Annotated in this window: 19 protein-coding genes; 13 read left to right on the forward strand and 6 right to left on the reverse strand. The window is 68.4% G+C overall.

From position 1 onward, the window contains the following. Positions 1-76 precede the first annotated feature (76 nt). The 5 genes from IEZ09_RS05965 (at position 77) to IEZ09_RS05985 (ending at position 3,796) form a co-directional block, all read left to right on the forward strand. The gene (locus IEZ09_RS05965) at positions 77-562 is read left to right on the forward strand and encodes a SigE family RNA polymerase sigma factor (protein WP_189252531.1); all 486 of its coding nucleotides are present in this window, start codon (positions 77-79) and stop codon (positions 560-562) included. Next, on the forward strand, positions 562-1,455 hold the full coding sequence (locus tag IEZ09_RS05970; RefSeq protein ID WP_189252532.1) for a hypothetical protein: 894 nt from the start codon (positions 562-564) through the stop codon (positions 1,453-1,455). Before IEZ09_RS05965 ends, IEZ09_RS05970 begins: the two co-directional genes overlap by 1 nt. Before the next feature lie 59 nt (positions 1,456-1,514). Beyond that, positions 1,515-1,853 carry a rhodanese-like domain-containing protein gene (locus IEZ09_RS05975; protein ID WP_229812271.1) on the forward strand — a complete coding sequence of 113 codons (339 nt, stop codon included), beginning with the start codon at positions 1,515-1,517 and terminating at the stop codon, positions 1,851-1,853. 2 nt (positions 1,854-1,855) lie between these two features. Further along, the gene (locus IEZ09_RS05980; RefSeq protein WP_229812272.1) at positions 1,856-2,761 is read left to right on the forward strand and encodes a DUF4328 domain-containing protein; all 906 of its coding nucleotides are present in this window, start codon (positions 1,856-1,858) and stop codon (positions 2,759-2,761) included. 66 nt (positions 2,762-2,827) lie between these two features. Beyond that, complete coding sequence (locus IEZ09_RS05985) at positions 2,828-3,796, forward strand: glycerophosphodiester phosphodiesterase (RefSeq protein ID WP_189252533.1); 969 nt, start codon at positions 2,828-2,830, stop codon at positions 3,794-3,796. Here IEZ09_RS05985 and IEZ09_RS05990 read toward each other — a convergent pair. Both IEZ09_RS05990 and IEZ09_RS05995 read right to left on the reverse strand, forming a co-directional pair. Then, positions 3,793-5,472, reverse strand: coding sequence for an MSCRAMM family protein (locus IEZ09_RS05990; RefSeq protein ID WP_189252534.1), 1,680 nt, complete (start codon positions 5,470-5,472; stop codon positions 3,793-3,795). The genes IEZ09_RS05985 and IEZ09_RS05990 overlap by 4 nt on opposite strands. A 210-nt stretch (positions 5,473-5,682) precedes the next feature. Beyond that, positions 5,683-6,870 (reverse strand): cytochrome P450, encoded by a 1,188-nt coding sequence (locus tag IEZ09_RS05995; protein ID WP_189252535.1) that lies wholly within the window; start codon positions 6,868-6,870, stop codon positions 5,683-5,685. A 90-nt stretch (positions 6,871-6,960) separates the two neighbouring features. Here IEZ09_RS05995 and IEZ09_RS06000 point away from each other — a divergent pair, with 90 nt between their 5' ends. The 7 genes from IEZ09_RS06000 (at position 6,961) to IEZ09_RS06030 (ending at position 12,110) form a co-directional block, all read left to right on the forward strand. Continuing rightward, a complete protein-coding gene (locus IEZ09_RS06000) occupies positions 6,961-7,701 on the forward strand; it encodes a glycerophosphodiester phosphodiesterase family protein (RefSeq protein ID WP_229812273.1) in 741 nt (246 codons plus the stop codon). Between the two features lie 26 nt (positions 7,702-7,727). Further along, positions 7,728-8,663 (forward strand): DUF5926 family protein, encoded by a 936-nt coding sequence (locus tag IEZ09_RS06005; protein WP_189252537.1) that lies wholly within the window; start codon positions 7,728-7,730, stop codon positions 8,661-8,663. 38 nt (positions 8,664-8,701) lie between these two features. Next, positions 8,702-9,037 carry a DUF952 domain-containing protein gene (locus IEZ09_RS06010; RefSeq protein WP_189252538.1) on the forward strand — a complete coding sequence of 112 codons (336 nt, stop codon included), beginning with the start codon at positions 8,702-8,704 and terminating at the stop codon, positions 9,035-9,037. A 170-nt stretch (positions 9,038-9,207) separates the two neighbouring features. Then, positions 9,208-9,648, forward strand: a complete 441-nt coding sequence (locus IEZ09_RS06015) for a SigE family RNA polymerase sigma factor (RefSeq protein ID WP_189252685.1) — start codon at positions 9,208-9,210, stop codon at positions 9,646-9,648. A gap of 3 nt (positions 9,649-9,651) precedes the next feature. Beyond that, a complete protein-coding gene (locus IEZ09_RS06020; protein ID WP_189252539.1) occupies positions 9,652-10,446 on the forward strand; it encodes a hypothetical protein in 795 nt (264 codons plus the stop codon). Positions 10,447-10,549: 103 nt separating this feature from the next. Beyond that, on the forward strand, positions 10,550-10,957 hold the full coding sequence (locus IEZ09_RS06025; protein WP_189252540.1) for a YciI family protein: 408 nt from the start codon (positions 10,550-10,552) through the stop codon (positions 10,955-10,957). A 1-nt stretch (position 10,958) separates the two neighbouring features. Next, positions 10,959-12,110, forward strand: a complete 1,152-nt coding sequence (locus IEZ09_RS06030) for an RNA polymerase sigma factor (RefSeq protein WP_189252541.1) — start codon at positions 10,959-10,961, stop codon at positions 12,108-12,110. A gap of 51 nt (positions 12,111-12,161) precedes the next feature. Here IEZ09_RS06030 and IEZ09_RS06035 read toward each other — a convergent pair whose 3' ends face one another. The 4 genes from IEZ09_RS06035 to IEZ09_RS06050 all read right to left on the reverse strand — a co-directional run bounded on the left by IEZ09_RS06035 (position 12,162) and on the right by IEZ09_RS06050 (position 15,693). Then, a complete protein-coding gene (locus IEZ09_RS06035; protein ID WP_189252542.1) occupies positions 12,162-12,722 on the reverse strand; it encodes a ferritin in 561 nt (186 codons plus the stop codon). A 99-nt stretch (positions 12,723-12,821) separates the two neighbouring features. Then, complete coding sequence (locus tag IEZ09_RS06040) at positions 12,822-14,009, reverse strand: arginine deiminase (RefSeq protein ID WP_189252686.1); 1,188 nt, start codon at positions 14,007-14,009, stop codon at positions 12,822-12,824. A gap of 147 nt (positions 14,010-14,156) precedes the next feature. Continuing rightward, complete coding sequence (locus tag IEZ09_RS06045; protein WP_189252687.1) at positions 14,157-14,855, reverse strand: CPBP family intramembrane glutamic endopeptidase; 699 nt, start codon at positions 14,853-14,855, stop codon at positions 14,157-14,159. A gap of 73 nt (positions 14,856-14,928) precedes the next feature. Continuing rightward, positions 14,929-15,693, reverse strand: a complete 765-nt coding sequence (locus IEZ09_RS06050; protein ID WP_189252543.1) for a DUF2470 domain-containing protein — start codon at positions 15,691-15,693, stop codon at positions 14,929-14,931. A 544-nt stretch (positions 15,694-16,237) separates the two neighbouring features. Between IEZ09_RS06050 and IEZ09_RS06055 the strand changes: the two genes are divergently transcribed. After that, complete coding sequence (locus tag IEZ09_RS06055) at positions 16,238-17,926, forward strand: Eco57I restriction-modification methylase domain-containing protein (RefSeq protein ID WP_229812274.1); 1,689 nt, start codon at positions 16,238-16,240, stop codon at positions 17,924-17,926. The last annotated feature ends 27 nt before the right edge of the window (positions 17,927-17,953 follow it).

The raw sequence follows: 17,953 nt of genomic DNA on the forward strand, positions 1-17,953 counted from the left end.
CCGTTTTTCGTGCGTGCAACCCTGCTGGTGCTGGCCGCGTATTCAACGCGAACGCAGCGAAAGCAGGGGGACCGGAGTGCGACGAGACGAAGAGTTCTCGGAGTTCTTCACGAGCAGGTTCGACTGGGCGCGCCGCACGGCCTACGCGATGTGCGGTGACTGGTCGGAAGCGGAAGAGCTCGCGCAGAACGCATTCGTGAAGGCGTACGCGAAGTGGCCGAGCATCAGGCGCGACACGGCGGTGGCCTACGTGCGCACCATCGTGACGCGGCTGTTCCTCGACAGCAGGCGCCGTCGTCGCGAGGACCCGGTCGCCGACCTGCCCGAACACGGGGTCGGCGGTCGTTTCGACGATCCCGACGCCCGGCTGCACGCGGCGTTGCGGCAGGTGCCGCCGAAGCAGCGGGCGGCGCTCGTGCTGCGGTTCGTGCACGACCTGTCGATCGAGCAGACGGCCGCTGAGCTGGGCTGCTCGATCGGCAACGTGAAGAGTCAGACAGCCAGGGGTTTGGCGACGCTCCGCGAGGCGTACGGCGAGCCGGTCACTTCGGAGTGTGCTTGATGAACATCGAAGACGAGCTGCGCGGAGCTCTCGACGTCTCCGCTCCGCCTCCCACGACGACCTTGGACCAGGTGCTCAAGCGCGGCCGGCGCCGGGTGTTCGCCCAGCGCGCGGGTGCCGTGCTGGGCGTGTTCGCGGTGGTCGCCGGCATCGGCATCGGTGCGACGACGCTGAACCACGCCGCGCCGGACCCGACGCCGGCCGACCAGCCGGACCACGGTCCCGCCACGGTGGAGCACGCGACGGGCTGGCCCAGGGTCGAGACCCCGCCGCAGATCCCGTACGGGACGTGGTCGCCGGCGACGAGCGCGCCTCCACCCGCCGGTCGCGCGGTGTTGCAGATTCCGTTGTGCAACACGAAGGAGCCCTTGGAGGTGTGGGGACTCGGCACGGAGGTGTTGTCCGCCAAGACCGTCGACGGGTTGATCGACCTGGTGCGGCGGGAGCTGCCGGAGGTGACCGTCAGCAACGCGCCGGGCAACTCCATCAAGGACGCCATCGAGTTCGACCTGACCGACTCCGGCGGGACCGGCAGCCTCAGCATCTCCGCCGGCAGGTTCCCCGGTACCCCGCAGTGGCACGCGAACGACAACCTCTGGTCGACCGGCGACTGTGAACCGGCCAGACGGCTGTCCCTCGCCGACGGCACGGTCATGCAGCTGCACGGTGTTCGGCCGTTCGAGCCGTTCCAGTCGCTCAAGCAGGTGCTGGAGGTGTACCGGAAGGACGGTCTGTACGTGCGGCTCGAACTGCGCAACTTCGGCAGCCCGGACGTGCGTCCTGATCCGGACAAGCCGGGCGTTCTGCAACGCGTCGGAGCCGGTCGCGCCACGCTGCCGCTCAGCGAGGAGCAGTTCTCGAGGCTCGGGCCCGCCATCGCGGAGGTGGGCTGAGGGTGCGCCATGCCGGAGGTTCACGTCCGTGCAACCTCCGGCATGGCAACATCTAGGGCGTGACTGTTCCAAGCGTGGAGATCGCCGACGTTCCCGCCGTGCTGCCGGAAGACGCCGTCCTGCTGGACGTGCGCGAGCAGGACGAGTGGGACGCGGGCCATGCGCCCGGCGCGCTGCACATCCCCATGAGCGAGATCGGTGCCCGGCTCGACGAGGTGCCGAACGACGTGCAGCTCTACGTCGTGTGCCGCGCCGGTGGCCGCTCCGCCCGCGTGACCCAGTACCTCAACGAGAACGGCTGGGACGCCGTCAACGTCGAGGGCGGCATGCAGCACTGGGACGCCCACGGCCGTCCGCTCGAGGGTGGCGTCGACGGCATGGAACCCGAGGTCATCTGACCGTGCAGCCGTTGCAGCCGATGCGCGTGGACTGGGTGGCGACGCCGCCACCCGGTGCGTACCCGCAGCCCTCGCGCCGGTCGCAGCGGTTGTCCTACAGCGGTCCGCCGACCTACCCGGTCCCGCCGCGCTGGGGTTTCCCGTTGCTCGCGTGGCGGTGGCCGACGGCGGTGCCCGGCACCGTCGAGCAGGCCGACTCGGTCGACGGCGTGCGCAGGCTCGGCAGGACGGCGCAGAACTCGCTCTGGCTGCTCGCTTTCGTGGCGGTGTGGGCCGCGTTCTCCGAGGTCTGGCGGTACGTCCTGGTCGCGTTGAGCCGCTTCGGCGCGCTCTCCGCCGGGGTGGTCAGCGCGTCGGACGCAATGGTGGTGTCGTCCTCGGCGATCACGATCACCGGGTGTCTGCTGTCGCTGGTGCTCACGCTGCTCTGGGTGCGGCGCGCGCGGAACGTGGCCGCGACCATCGTGGGCTATGGGCCGTCCCGTTCGGACTCCGAAGCCCTGATCGGGCTGATCGTGCCGGGGATGAACCTCGTCGTTCCCGGCGCGGTGCTCGCCGAGCTCGAACACGCGGTGGCACACGGGTCCGCCACCGAACGTCCCCGGCCGTCGAAGCTCCTGCGCTGGTGGTGGGGCTTCTGGGCGGGGTCGGGGCTGATGTTCGTGATCACGGTCCTGTGGTCGTTCCGGGACAGCACCCAGGCGCTCGCCGACGGAGTGCTGCTGCACGCGTTCGGCGACCTGGTGCTGGCGGGCGTCGCGGTGACGACGGCGCTGGTCGTCCGGAGGATCACCACGCTGCTGCTGCCGGTGGACGCCGCGTCCGTGCGGTTGATGCGGGTGCTCGAGGTGAAGGACGCCCCCGAGCCGCCGCTGCGGTCGTTCCGCGCGTCCGGCTCGCCGCGCTGATCTGTTCAGCCGACGTTCGCCCTCACGGACCTTCCCGGCGTCTCGCGTGAGTGCCAGGTTGGGTGAATGCGGACGCTCATCGGGGCTCTGGTGATCGCAATGGCCACACCAGGGGTCGCCCAGGCTCATCACCGGGACTTCGACCTGCAGGCCCACCGCGGCGGCATCGGCCTCACGGTGGAGAGCACGCTCAAGGCGTTCGGCAAGGCCCTCGAACTCGGTGTCACGACGCTGGAGCTCGACCTCCAGATCACCAGGGACGGGCGCGAGGTCATCACGCACGACCGGAAGACGAACCCGGCGAAGTGCCTCGACACCAAGCCCGCGTTCCCCGGCGACCCCGACTTCCCCTACGCGGGCAAGTACGTGAAGGACCTGACGTTCGCGCAGGTCCGCACCCTGGACTGCGGCAGCACGCGGTGGTCGCAGTACCCGGACCAGGAGCTCTCGCCGGGTGCCAGGATGCCCACGCTGGCCGAGCTCTTCGACCTGGCGCGCAGGCACCACGCGTGGGGCATCCGCTTCAACATCGAGACCAAGGTCGAGGCCGCGGCCCCGCACGAGACCGCACCGCGCGAGCAGTTCGTGCAACGCGCGGTCCGCGAGATCCGCCGCTCCGGCTTCTTGCCCAACGTGACGATCCAGTCGTTCGACTGGGGCACGCTGATGCGGGTGCGCGAGGTCGAGCCGCGGATCCCGCTGGTGGCGCTGACGCAGCCGGAGTTCCTGCGTCCCGGCTCGCCGTGGACGGGCGGCCTGAACCTCGACGACTTCGGCGGCAGCGTCGCGAAGGCGGTGCGCAGTTTCGGCGCGAAGGCCCTGTCCCCGGTGCACACGATGACCACGAAGGAACTGGTCACCGATGCCCACGGACAGGGCCTCGCGGTCATCCCGTGGACCGTGGACGAGGAGTCACGGATGCACGAGATGATCGACACCGGGATCGATGGCCTGATCACCGATTACCCGGATCGGTTGCGGAAGGTGTTGAAGGAGCGCGGTTTCAAGCTCCCCAAGCGCTATCCGCGGGGTTAGTTGATGCTGATCGGGTCGGCTGGGCGGTTGCCGGTCAGCAACCCGCCGCGCTGTCCGGTCGAGATGCCGCACAACGCCGCCTCGTTCAAACCGGCTGTGGTCGCCTGAGCGGACGACAACGTGCTGCCGGAGGCCTGGCCGTCGATCGTGACCGGGCTCGGGTAGAGCTTGCTGTCGGCTTCACGGCAGACGAGCACGATCACCTTGAAGGTCCTCGGGTTCGTGTACTCGAGGTTCCTGGTCTCACCGCGCACGAGCGTGATCTGCGCAGGGAGGCCGGCAGCCTTCGCATAGCCGGTCGGTACGGTGGTTTCGTCGATCGTGTAGGTGCCCGGCGCCAGGTTCGTGAACGGCGGCTGGCAGATACCTGCGGCATCGGTCGTGCAGGACGAGCTGCCGTTCGCGTTGGACAGCGTGAAGACCGCGCCCGCGACAGGTGCGCCGGTGTCGTCCTTCTTCGTCACGTTCACGGTCGCCGGACGTGCCACGTCGGTGTACGTCACCGTCTTGTTCTCACCGGCCGCGATGCCGAACGTGTCCGGCAGCTTCGGATCCTTGTCGTAGCCGGCGGGAATCGTCGTCTCGTCCAGGGTGTAGGTGCCGACCGGAAGGTCGGTGAACGCCGGAGTGCACGAGCCGTTGGCCTGCACGGTGCAGGTGCCGACGACCGTGCCGCCGGTGCCGGTGCCGTTGTACAGCGTGAAGACGGCGCCTGCCTGGCTGCCGCCGTCGCTGCCGAGCTTGGTGACGGCGACGGAGCCGCAGTTGCGGATGTTGACGTTGCCCGGCCCGACCAGGTCCTTCATCTGCGCGGTCGACGACTGACCGGAGCTGCGGCTGACGGCGTAGGCCTTGCCGAAGCCCTCGCACACGCCGGGCGCGAAGACACCGGCCGCGGTCAGGTTGATGCCCGCCTCACCGAACTCGTGCAGGCCGAGCGTCTCGTTCGACGGGGCCACCGTGTCCAACGCGGACGCTGCGGTGTTGACCTTCGCCTCGGCCACCCCTTGCGCCAGCGTGGTCGCCGTGCCCCAGCACGGCGGCGTGTTGCTGCCGACCTCACACGCGCCGGAGGTGATCCAGCGGGACAGCTTCAGCACCGGGGTGCCGCCGCCCTCGAAGTCGTAGACGATCAGCATGTCACCGGCGGACCGCTGCACCAGGCCGGACGAACCGGCGCAGGCCGTGGTGCCCTTGTTGAACTCGAACGCCACGTGCGCGCTCGGCGAGGTGGTGTTCTGCGGAATGCGGACCCATGCGAGCGTCAGGAACACGTTGTTGTTGACGGTTTTGCTCGCGACGTAAACGCGCTTGAGGTCGTCCTTGTTGGACGCTTTCGCCGTGATGACGGATGCACAGCTGTCGTCCTGTTTGGTGCCACCGGCGAAGCCGGAGTCGGAGGTGGTCGCCTGCCGGTCCTCCAGGCCGGTGAAAGCCCAGCCCGCGGTGGTCTTGTTCGCGGTTCTGGTGCCGGCCGTGCCGGTCCAGCTGGCAGGCGAGAAGCTGTTCCAGTCGAAGTTGATCGGGGACTCGGGGATCAGGTTGGCGTCGTCGTCCTCGAACCCGGCGGCGGTCCCGACCGGGCCGACAGCCGCTCCGGCGACGCCTGCCGGACCGAGCAGGCCGAGCACGAAGGCGGACGCCGCGGCGCCCGCGATCATCAAACGTCTGCGCATGGGGTTCTCCAGTGCGCCGGGACGTCCGCTGCGGCCCCCGCACCGTGCGCCGACGTCCAATGGACGGGTTGGCGGCCGGGCGGGAGAGTTGGTGCAAGGCAACGGTCGAGCGGGGCCGAATCATGAGAGTAGGCACGGGGTTGGGTGGTCCGCGCCGGTCCTGACTCATTCAAGGCCTATGTTCTGGCCCGAAGTGCTCGGGTCGGACGATCACTCTCCGTCAGCAAGTGGCAGGGAGTGCAGTCCGCGGATCACGAACTCCGCGCGGCGGTCGGGTTCCGCGGCCAGCACCGCGCCGGGGAGCTTGCGGTGCAAGGACGACAGCGCCGCCTCCACCTCGATCCGGGCCAGCGGAGCACCCAGGCAGTAGTGGATGCCCATGCCGAACCCGAGGTGCTGGTTCTTCTCGCGGCCGACGTCCAGGGTGTCGGGGTTCTCGAAGACCAGCGGGTCGCGCGCGGCCGCACCGAGCAGCGCGGCGATCTTCTCGCCGGGCTCGACGACGTGGCCGGCGATCTCCACGCGTTCGGTGGCGGTGCGTTCGAAGAGCTGCAACGGCGAGTCGTAGCGGATGAGCTCCTCGACGGCCGTCGGCATCATCTCCGGCGAGAGGCGTTCCCACTGCGAACGGTGCTTCATCAGGGCGAACACGCCGTTGCCGATGACGTTGACCGTGGCCTCGTGGCCGGCCATCAGCAGCAGCACGGCGGTGGCGACGAGCTCGTCCTCGGTGAGCCTGGCTCCGTCGGTGTCGGTGACGGCGACCAGGTCGGAGACCAGGTCCGAGCCGGGGTTCTTGCGGCGCAACGCGACCAGCTCGCGCAGGTAGGCGACGAACTCCGCGGCCGCGCGTTCGGCTGCCTGCTGTTGTTCAAGCGGCAGGCCGTACTCGTACATCTTCACGATGGCGTTCGACCACGGTTGCAGCAGGTAGCGGTCCTGGCCGGGGACGCCGAGCAGCTCGGCGATCACCTCGACCGGCAGCGGTGCGGCGACGTGGGCGAGCAGGTCGGCCTGGCCCTGGTCGCCGATCTTCGCGACGAGCTCGTCCACCAGCCGGTCGGCCAGTTCGGCTACCCACGGGCGGAGGCGCTCGACGTGGCCGCGGCCGAACGCGGCGGCGACCAGGCGGCGCAGGCGGGTGTGCGTGGGCGGCTCGTTCTCCAGCAGCGAGTTGCGGTGCAGCAGGTTGAACGCCATGAACTGCTCGACCGGCTTCACGTCCGACCAGATCCGGCCGAGCGACCGGTGCCTCAGCACGGCCGAGCACGCGGCGTGCGAGACGGCGACGGCAACGCCCATCTGCTCGTGGTGATGCACCTCACCGGCTTCGCGCAGGGCGGCGAAGGCCGGGTACGGGTCGGCGATGAACGCGGGATCGCGCTGGTCGAACGTCACAAGGCGGGACGGTAAGTCGCGATCCCGGTTTCGTCCACGTCCATTTGATTGATGACTCAAATTGTTGCGCAGGAACTATCGTTCGTACTTGTGCAGCTACCTTCCGTCGTCGCGCACCGTGGCGCGTCCACCGACCGTCCCGAGCACACCATCGGCGCCTACGAGCTCGCGTTGAAGGAGGGTGCGGACGGGCTGGAGTGCGACATCCGGCTGTCGAAGGACGGCGAGATCGTGTGTGTGCACGACCGCACGCTCAGCCGCACGTCCAACGGCCGTGGCACGGTCAGCGCGCTCACGCTGGAACAGCTGAAGAAGCACGACTACGGCAGCTGGCACCGCCACGGTCAGCCGGCCGAGCTGCTCGTGCTCGACCAGCTGCTCGAGCTGGTCAAGGGCACGAACGTGCAGCTCTTCATCGAGACCAAGCACCCGGTCCGGTACCGCAACGAGATCGAACGCAAGCTCGTCGAGGCGCTCAAGAGGCACAGGCTCGACAGCCAGATCGTGATGATGTCGTTCTCTCCGACCGCCGTGAAGGTGTTCCGCGAGCAGGCGCCGGACATCCGCACGGTCCTGCTGCTCGACCGGCTCGTCCGCTACCGCACCGGTGCGCTGCCGTCGTTCGCCGACTACACCGGACCAGGCGTGCACGTGCTGCGCAACGACCCCGATTACGTCGATCGGGCCAGGCGCGCGGGGCACGAGACGTACGTGTGGACGGTGGACAGCCCGGAGGACGTCGCGCTGTGCCGTGACCTGGGGGTCCGCTACCTCGCGACGAACGCCCCGGCGAACACGCGCCGCCTGCTGACGGCTAACTTGGCGACCTGACAAGCCTGAACACGAGGAGGGCCGAGGTGGCCAAGCGGACTGCGGTCAAGGACGCACCGAAGGACGGGATCAACCCGAAGCAGCCCTGCCCGTGCGGGTCCGGCAAGCGCTACAAGGCCTGCCACGGTGCTCCCGGCGGCGCGACGGACGTGATCGTGTCCCGCCCGTTCGAGGGTCTGGCCGCCGAGTGCGAGCTGATCGCGCTGCGCGAGTTCGTGCCGTCGGCGATCGCGAAGCTGCCGGTCAAGGAGGGTCGCGAGGTCACGCTGGCCACGGTGCTGCCGATGGCGGCCGCCGGTCTGATCCGGGGCGACGACGTGCCGTTCGTCGGCCTTCAGGTGCAGACGCGCTCCGGTGACATCAGCCGCGACCTGGCCCGTGCGCTGCAGTGGGCGCAGCAGGCCAAGACCGGTGACGTGCTGCCGGTCGTCGGCCCTGACAACGGCGAGAACCCCGGCCGCCTGCAGGACCTGCTCGACCCCGAGGCCGAGATCACGCCCGAGCTGCACACCGACTTCCTCTGGTGGATGCCGGAGGGCACCGAGCCGACCGGCGAGGTGGCGCTGTCGCTCGAGCGCGCGAACGCGGCGATCCTGCCGACCGAGCGCCTCGAAGCCGCCGGTGTGAAGGCCGCGTACTGGGTGGACGCTGGCGACAAGGCGCACCTGCGCTGGGTCCGCCCGGAGCCGGAGGAGAAGCTGCTGCCCGCGATGGCGCGCCTGGCCGCCCGCGGTGAGCTGGACCTCGGCGAGGGCTCGCGCTACGCCGGTTCGTTCCGCGCGCACGGCCTCCTCGTCCCGGTGTGGGACCTCGACCGCGAGATGCACGCCCGCGAGTGGGCTGAGCCGACGGAGGCGCTGGGCAAACGCTTGCTGGAGGCGCTGGCCTCCGACGAGCCGCTGACCGACGCCGAGCGCCGGGCCCGTGACGGCCTGCGCGGCCGTCAGATCACGCTCCGGTGACCTTGTCCACAGGGTTGTCCACAAGGAGCTGTGGATAAGTGCTCCTGCACATCATCACGAAGGCCGGCTGGGCTGCTGCCCAGCCGGCCGGCTCGATCGCGCCCGCGGGCGAGGAGTTCGTGCACTGCTCCGACCGGGGCGTCGTGCACGTGACGGCGAGCAAGTTCTTCCGCGGGCAGAGCGACCTGCTGCTGCTCGTGATCGACCCGAAGCTGTTCGACGTGCCGGTCAGGTGGGAGGCGGTGGCCGACTCGCCGCTGTGGTTCCCGCACGTGTACGGGCCGATCCCGGTGAGCGCCGTCGTCGAGGTCCACGACTTCCCGTGTCAGCAGGACGGTTCGTTCGTTCTACCGGAAGCCGTTGCCGTTCTGTGATTGAGTGAGGCAACCGTCCGGCGCCCCAGGGCGTGGACTTCCCGAAGCCAGTAGGCGCTTCGGGGAGGGGGCGTGCCGTGACGGCGGTGCTGAGACTGGAGTCGGCCGCCGAACGCGGCGGAGGAAGAGCGGAAGCCGTGGGGGATTTCGCGGAGTTCGTGCGTGTGTCGATGCCCGGACTTCTGCGTTACGGACACGCTCTGACAGGTAACCCGCACGACGCGGCCGACCTCGTGCAGTCCGTGCTGGAGAAGGTCGGGTCGCGCTGGGTGGCGGTGCAGCGCAAGGGTGACGACCCGCTCGCGTACGTCCGCAGGGCCATGGCCAACACGCACATCAGCATCTGGCGCCGTCGTCGCCGGGAGAACCTCGTCGCCGACCTCCCCGACACCGGTGCCGTGGCTCCCGAGCTGAGCAGGCTCGAAAACGAACCGCTCTGGCAGGCACTGCGCGAACTGCCGCCACGGCAGCGCGCGGTGATCGTGCTGCGCTACTACGAGAACCTCTCCGAAGCCGAGATCGCGGACACGCTCGGCATCTCGTGCGGCACCGTGAAGAGCCAGAGCAGCAAGGCGATGGCGAGTCTGCGGACCCGCCTGGGAAAGGACTGACCGGTGGCCGACGACCTCGACGACGAGCTGCGCAGGCTCTTCAGCGACGATCGCCTGGACGTGCACGTGAGTCCGGACGCGACCGACGCCGTGCTTCGCGGTGCGGACCGCCGGAGACGACGCCGTTCCGCGATGGCCACCGCCCTCGCCGTGGTGACGCTGGTCGGTGCGGGAATCGGGCTGACCCAGCTGCCGCCGTCGACGGACACCACTTCGGCCGACGTGCTGGCGACGAGCCTGCCGTCCACGTCCTCCTCGTCCCCGCCCCCGCCGTCGATCAGCACGGTGATCGTGACCTCGGTCGTGACCGTGAACCCGCCGCCGAATCCCCCGAACAGCACCACCACGGGAAGCCCGACCAAGCCGCGCACGAGCGTCCCCCCGTCTCCACCGCCGTCGGAAACGGCTGGGGTCGGCGCGCTCGTGCTCGGTATGAGCGAGGCGGACGCGCTGAAGACGAAGTCGCTGGTCGAGCCGAGCACCCCGGCCGATCCGGAGGGCAAGTGCGTTGCCTACGCGACGACGTCGGTGCCCGACAACAACGCCGTGATCATCTCGCCGGCCAGGGGCATCGTGCGGCTCACCCTCCCGAGCATCGCCAAGACCCAGCGCGGCATCGGGGTCGGCTCGACGGTGGCCGAGGTGAAGGCCGCCTACCCGGCCGCGACGCAGAGCGGTACCGAGCTGCGCGTGGAGATGACCGGGACGCCCAGGTGGACGTACGTCTTCGAGACCGACGGCGCCACGGTCACGACTGTCCGGAAGCGCCTCAACGCCAGCGACTGCCCAGGTGTCTAGCCGAAAAATGTCGAGACGCGATGTCGAGAAGCGGCGAACGGCTCCGTCCCCTGCGTGAAAGCGGCCAAGATGGGTCGCGACAGCACAGAGGGAGACACCGGAGATGGCCAAGTACCTGCTGCTCAAGCACTACCGCGGCGCACCGGCGGCGGTGAACGACGTGCCGATGGACCAGTGGTCCCAGGACGAGATCACCGCCCACCTGCAGTACATGCGCGACTTCGCGGCCAAGCTGCAGGCGACCGGCGAGTACGTCGGCGAGCAGGCGCTCGCGCCGGAGGGCACGTGGGTCCGGTACGACGGTGAGGGCAAGCCGCCGGTCACCGACGGGCCGTTCGCCGAGACCAAGGATCTCATCGCCGGGTGGATGGTGATCGACGTCGACAGCTACGAGCGCGCGGTCGAGCTGGCAGGGGAGCTGTCGGCGGCGCCGGGCAAGGACGGCAAGCCGATCCACGAATGGCTCGAGCTGCGTCCGTTCTACGGCAACGCGCCGACGATCACGGAGTGACATGGACGAGGCACTGCTGAGGAGCCTCACCCCTGGTGTGATCGGGATCCTCGTCCGCCGCGGAGCCGACTTCGCGGCGGCCGAGGACGCCGTCCAGGACGCGCTGCTCGAGGCGGTTCGGGTGTGGCCCGCCGATCCGCCGCGGGATCCGAAGGGCTGGCTGGTCACGGTGGCCTGGCGCAAGTTCATCGACGCGACGCGGGCCGAGTCGGCGCGGAGACGGCGTGAGGACCTCGTCGACGCTGAACCCGAGCCGGGGCCCGCCTCGGACGTCGACGACACGTTGCAGCTCTACTTCCTGTGCGCGCATCCCTCTCTCACGCCCTCGTCGGCGGTCGCACTCACGCTCAGGGCCGTCGGTGGTCTCACCACTCGGCAGATCGCGCAGGCCTACCTGGTGCCGGAGGCGACCATGGCCCAGCGCATCAGCCGGGCCAAGAAGACGGTCAGCGGCGTGCGGTTCGACCAGCCCGGTGACGTGGCCACCGTGCTGCGCGTGCTCTACCTCGTCTTCAACGAGGGCTACTCCGGCGACGTCGACCTCGCCGCCGAGGCCATCCGGCTCACCCGGCAGCTCGCGGCCGCGATTGATCACCCCGAGGTCGCTGGTCTGCTCGCGCTCATGCTCCTGCACCACGCCAGGCGGGCCAGCCGGACCGCCGACGACGGCAGCCTGGTCGCGCTCGCCGACCAGGACCGCAGCAGGTGGGACACGGCGATGATCGCCGAGGGCGTCGAGATCCTGCAGGCGGCGCTCGCGCAGGACCGGCTCGGCGAGTTCCAGGCCCAGGCGGCCATCGCGGCCCTGCACTGTGACGCGCCAGAGGCCGCGGAAACGGACTGGGTGCAGATCGTCGAGTGGTACGACGAGCTGGCCGCGCTGACCGACAGCCCCGTCGTGCGGCTCAACCGCGCGGTGGCCGTGGGCGAGGCGGACGGGCCGCGCGCCGGGCTGAAAGCACTCGGAGAACTCGACGACTCATTGCCGCGCTACACGGCCGTGGCCGCATACCTCCACGAACGCGACGGCGACGAGCAAACGGCGGCGCGGCTCTACGCCGAGGCGGCGAAGAAAGCGGCGAACCTCGCCGAACGGGAATACCTCACGCGGCAGGCGGCGCGGCTCAACCGAAAAAGCCCGCCCCACCCGTGACGGTGAGGCGGACTTTGCGAAACCAGGCACCCGAGCGTGCGAAGGAAAAGCTCAGAGCGTGCCACCGGCGGCGGTGGGAGCGCCGGAGTCGCCGCCGCTGTCGCCCACGGTTTCGCGGGTCAGGAACGTTTCGACGTAGAACATGTTGCCGTCGGCGCGGTCCATGATGGTGAGCAGCGTCTTCATCGAGGAGACCTCCTCGACCTGCTCCTTGAGGAACCACTGCATGAACTGCTCGCCGATGTAGTCGCCCTCCTCGCGGGCGGCCTTGGCGAGCGCCACGATCTGGTCGGTGACCTGCTGCTCCTGGCGCAGGGCCAGCTCGACGAGGTCGCGCGGCGCCTTGAAGTCGTTGATCGGGGCGTCGGTGCCGGGAATGGCGACCGGGATGTCGTTGTCCATGAGGAACTGGACGATCATCATCGCGTGGTTGCGCTCTTCGAGAGCCTGCTTGTAGAAGTGCGACGCGAGGCGCGGGAGGTCCTCGTTGTCGAACCACACGGCGAGCGCGATGTACTGCTGCGAAGCGGAGAACTCGTTGCCGACCTGAGCCTGCAGGAGCTCGTGGAACTTCGACTTCTTGGAGATAATCTTCTTCACGTTCGATGCCATGCGGAGTACGTTAGCTCAAAGCGATGATCTCCGCATTCCAGGAAAAGCTAACCTTTGTTTGGAAAGGTGAACCAAACAAAGGTTAGGCATTCCTAACGATCACACCAATGGTGCGCGATCAATCGGGCACGACATGCACCGCGGGCCGCCGCGGCCGGAGCCCAGTTCCGAACCGGCGATCCGCAGCACCTCGATGCCGGCCGCCTCCAGGCGCTCGTTCGTCTCGACGTTGCGCTCGTACGCGACGACGAGGCCGGGGCCGACCGCCAGCGTGTTGTTGCCGTCGTCCCACTGCTCGCGCTCGGCGGTGACCGGGTCGAGGCCCGTGTCGATCACGCGCAGCTTCTCGATGCCCATCGCCTCGGCCGCCGCCTCCAGGAACGGCACCGGGCCGTCGACGCGCACGCCGCCGTCACCGTCGAGCCGCATCGGGTACGCGGACAGGTTGTGCCTGATCGCCGGGTACATCACCACGGCGTCGCGGTCGACCATCGTGCAGACGGTGTCGAGGTGCATCGTGGCGCGTTCCTGCGCGATCGGCACCGCCAGCACTGTGTGCGCGAGGCCGTCCGCGAGCGCGGAGCGGGCGAACGACTCCGCGCCCGCCGGGGTGGTGCGCTCGCCGACGCCGATGGCGATCACGCCCGGCGCCAGCAGCAGCACGTCGCCGCCCTCCAGCGGTGCCGAGTGGGCGCCGTACGCGCGGCCCGTGCGGCGGAACCGCGGGTGGTAGGCGTAGATCAGGTCGGTCAGCGTCGTCTCGCGGTCGCGGGCGGGCAGCGCGAGCGACGTGATGGCCACCCGGTCGCCGACCCACACCGACGAGTCGCGGGTGAAGAGCAGGTTCGGCAGCGGGTCGACGGCGAAGTCGATCGGGTGGTGCATCTTGCGCACCAGCGAGGCGCCCTCGGCGGCGGGCAGCTCCTCGAACGTCATGCCGGTCATGAGCACCTGCGCCAGCTGCGGAGCGGGCAGCGAGGTGAGGTGGCTGCGCAGCGCGTCGGCCAGGTCGATGCCGAGGCGGCGTTCGTTGACGGCGCTGTGGATGCCCGCGATGCGCGCGCGGTTGTCCTCCAGCGCCTGGACCAGCACGTCGGCCAGCAGCAGGACCTCGACACCGCGGGCGGTGAGCGTCGCGGCGAACGCGTCGTGCTCCTCCTGCGCGCGATCGACCCACGGCACGCCGTCGAACAGCAGCTGGTCGTTGTTGCGCGGGGTGAGCCTCTTGAGCTCGTTGCCCGGCCGGTGCAGCAGCACCGTGCGCAGCGGGCCGACCTCGCTGTCCACGCGGGGCGCGGCGTCCGGGAGTGCTTCGGTCTCAGCGATCGTGTGCGCAGTCACCGGTCGAGCGTAACCCTGAACAGCACAAATCGCCGCTCTCAGGCCCAAAATCGCAACAAATGGTGTGGAATAGCGGACACTACCCTCGAATCATTAAGGCAACCAGCTCACTTTGCCGCGCAACATTGTGTAACCGATGAACGCGACGACGTCGAGGATCGTGTGAGCGATCACCAACGGCCACAACCGCTTGGTCCGCTGCCAGTAGAACCCGAACACCAAGCCCATGATCAGGTTGCCGACGAACCCGCCGAAGCCCTGGTAGAGGTGGTACGACCCGCGCAGCACAGCCGCGGCGACCAGCGACGTGTACTGCCGCCACCCCAGCTGCTGCAGCCGCGTGATCAGGTACCCGATGACGAGCACCTCCTCCGCCCACGCGTTGCCGGCGGCCGCGAGGATCAGTGCCACGTTCATCCACCACGCGTTGTCCAAAGTGGACGGCTGCACGGCGAGGTTCAGCCCGAGCGCCCACGCGGCGAAGTAGAACGCGAGACCAGGAATGCCGATGATCGCGGCCAGCCCCAGCGCGCCCAGCGCGTCCGCGAGCTTGCGCGTCCCGCCGAGGCCGATCACCCGGAGCTTGATCCCGGTGCGCCACAACAGGTACAGGCCGATGCCGCCCCACGCGGCGAGCTGCAGCACGCCGAGCAGCTGAGCCACGAGGTCCAGCAGGTCGGCGCGCGCCTGCGGGACGTTGATCGCCACCGACTGCTGGTTGAGCGGCGTCGGCTGCAGCAGGCTGTCGATCAGCCGCACGAGGCTGCGCAGGCCGGACAACCCGAGCGTCATGCTGAAGACGATCAGCAGTTCGAGCTGGTAACCGCGCTTCTCGTCGGCGGGAATCAAGGTCACCCGCGCGAGGCTACCTCTGGGACAGGAACGGGCAGCCCATCAGTCGTCGCAGCTCGGCGGCGAGCTCCTGCGCAGTGCTGACCGGCTTGGAGAACGCGATCCGCACGTCGTGATCGTCGCACTCGGCCTCGACGCGCAGCCGCAACCCGAACCGGTCGAGCCCGAGCGGCCGCACGTGGCCGCCCTGCAGTTCCTCCGGCAGGTGCCGGGCGAGCTGGCCGACGACGTCGCGGTGCGCGGCCTCCAGGTGCCGCAGCCAGTGGTCCTCGTTGCGGCAGAACGGGTCCGGCGTCGCGCTCGCGAACTGCTCCGGCCGGATCGACGACGTGCCCTCGGCGTCCGCGATCACCATCGACGCGGGTGTGAGCCTCAGCACGGAAGCGCCGTGGCCCGCGTCCAGCAGCCGGTGGTCCGGCCGCACGTCGGCGACCGCGAGGATCTCGTCCCGCGCCTCCTGACCCTCCAGCGCGGCGACCCACCCGGTGAGCCACAGCAGGCCGCGGACGGGCTCGCGCAACGGCACCGGAGCCTGGTCGGCGATCTCCAGCATCGCCGTCACCTCGGCCCGCGGCGTCTGCCACAGCTGCCCGACCAGCGGATGTTCATCCGGCAGCAGCAAGATCGTCGTCCCGCACGGGTGCACGTGGTGGAACAGCGGGCTGGTGCGGGAACCAGCCTGAGGAAGCAGTGCGGCGTGACCACCGCGAGCGGTGATCGTCCTGGCGCGCTCGGCGGCGTGCGGCGCCGGTGGGCGCTTGGTCTGGGTGTCGGTCACCGCTCCACCTCCTCGAAGGTTAGGCAAGCCTAACTTAGCTTCGCTCGGGAAGGGAAGTGTCACCACATAGGTAAGCGGGCACACCTGGAACTGCCTATTTGACCTAGAGCATGGGCAGTACGAACAGATGAACTTGATTCGGCCTTACCTGGAATGGTCACCTGGCGCGATCCGATCAAGGCGGCCGAGGTGGTGACGGATCTGGTCATAGAACCTGGACAGCGGTGATCCTGTCACGGCGCGTCGCTACGCGGCTCGCGCGATCGAGCTGTCCGCACTGCGTGAGAACGCGCTCGCGCGTTCCGTGAGATCAGCGCTCGCTGCGCGGCCCATTGGCAGAGCCCGCGGAGTTCACGTGACCGATACTTCCACGATCGCCTCCCAAACGAGACGGAGGTACAGATCAGCCGTAAGGATCTTCGGCGATCCGCTGACTGGTGCCTCATGAGCGTCTGTTGATCACTGGCTCGATCAGGGAATGTCGTGCTGGCGACAGCGCGTCGCGCAGATTGCGGCTTGGCCAGCGCGCCGTACAGTGCAGCGCGTGACACTGGTCAGAACACCTGCGCCCAGCCCTGTCGAGTACGGCGAGGTTTTCACTCGTCGATGGGTCGTGGAAGTGATGCTGGATCTCGCTGGCTACACCAGCGATCGCGATCTCGCAGAGCTGCGTTTGGTGGAGCCTGCCTGCGGAGCGGGTGCGTTCCTGTTGCCGGCAGTCGAGCGATTGCTCGCCAGCATCGCTGCCACTGGACGCTCCGTCGATGAGGGACTGAAGACCGCGATCGCTGCTTTTGATCTTCAGCCGCAGCACGTGGCTCATTGTCGCGAAGCGATCTTCGCACTCCTACAAGACCGAGGGGTGAGTCGAGAGGTCTCTGTCGTGTTGGCACGGCACTGGGTCCGAGCTTCTGACTACCTCCTGTCGGCTCAGGCCGGTGCAGACTTGATCAATCCCGGTGTCCAGCCCGATGTCGACGTGGTGATCGGCAACCCTCCATACATCCGGATCGAAGAGATGGACGACGAGGTCAGCGCGCAGTACCGGTCGCGGTGGCCGACGATGTCGGGCCGGGCCGACATCTACGTCGGCTTCTACGAGAGGGCGCTGCGATCTCTCAAGCCTGGTGGTCGACTCGCATTCATTTGCGCGGACAGGTGGATGCGTAACCAGTACGGAGCCTCCCTTCGCCAGCTCGTCGCTCGTGACTACAGCGTCGATGTCGTTTGGACAATGCACGACGTCGACGCCTTCGAGTCCGCAGTCTCCGCATACCCCGCAGTCACGGTGTTGAGTCGGCGGGAACAAGGCCGGGCGGTCGTAGCGGAGGCCACCAGCCAGTTCACTGCCGCTTCGGCTCGTGAACTGGCGACCTGGACCGCCGGCAGTGAGACTGCGGCTGAGGGCGTCGGCTACCGGGCATTCCGGCTTCCGCATTGGTTCTCTGGTGATGAGATGTGGCCATCAGGAAGCCCGGCTCGTGTTGCGCTGATCGAACACCTCAACGACAACTTCGGTCCACTGCACGACCCGCACACAGGTACGCGCGTTGGGATCGGTGTTGCCACCGGTGCAGACAAGGTCTATGTGGTCAAGGAAGGCGACTCGGACGCTGCCGCCGTTGAACAGGATCGGCTGCTGCGATTGGCCATGGTGTCAGACACCCGCTCAGGAACCTTCCAGTGGGGCGGCAGATACCTGGTGAATCCATGGGCTCCGGATGGCACATTGGTCGATCTGGACAAGTATTCAGGCCTGGCTGGTTACTTCGAGAAGCACCGAGATCAACTGGTGAAGCGTCACACGGCCAAAGCGAATCCGAGTAGTTGGCATCGCACGATCGACAAGGTCAACCACAGCCTCATCCACCAGCAGAAGCTGTTGATCCAGGACATGAGGACCTCCATCAATCCTGTTCTGGAAAACCAAGGCTGCTATCCGCACCACAACCTGTACTTCGTGGTCTCCGAGAAGTGGGACCTGGAGGTCCTTGGCGGTCTGCTCCTGTCGCGATTGGCACAAGCCTTCATCGAGGCTTACAGCGTTCGCATGCGAGGAAACACGTTGCGTTTCCAATCGCAGTACTTGAAGAAGATCCGGGTACCCAACCCCGATGACGTCGGCGATGAGACGAAGGAGGCCCTCAAGATCGCGTTCCGCGCCCGCGACGTGGAAGCAGCGACCGTTGCTGCTTTGACGGCTTACAAGCTCACCCCTGATGATCTAGAGTAAGCCGCCCGGATCGAGGTGGGGGGCGTA

It is taken from the genome of Lentzea flava, assembly GCF_014648475.1.
Lineage (GTDB): Bacteria > Actinomycetota > Actinomycetes > Mycobacteriales > Pseudonocardiaceae > Lentzea > Lentzea flava.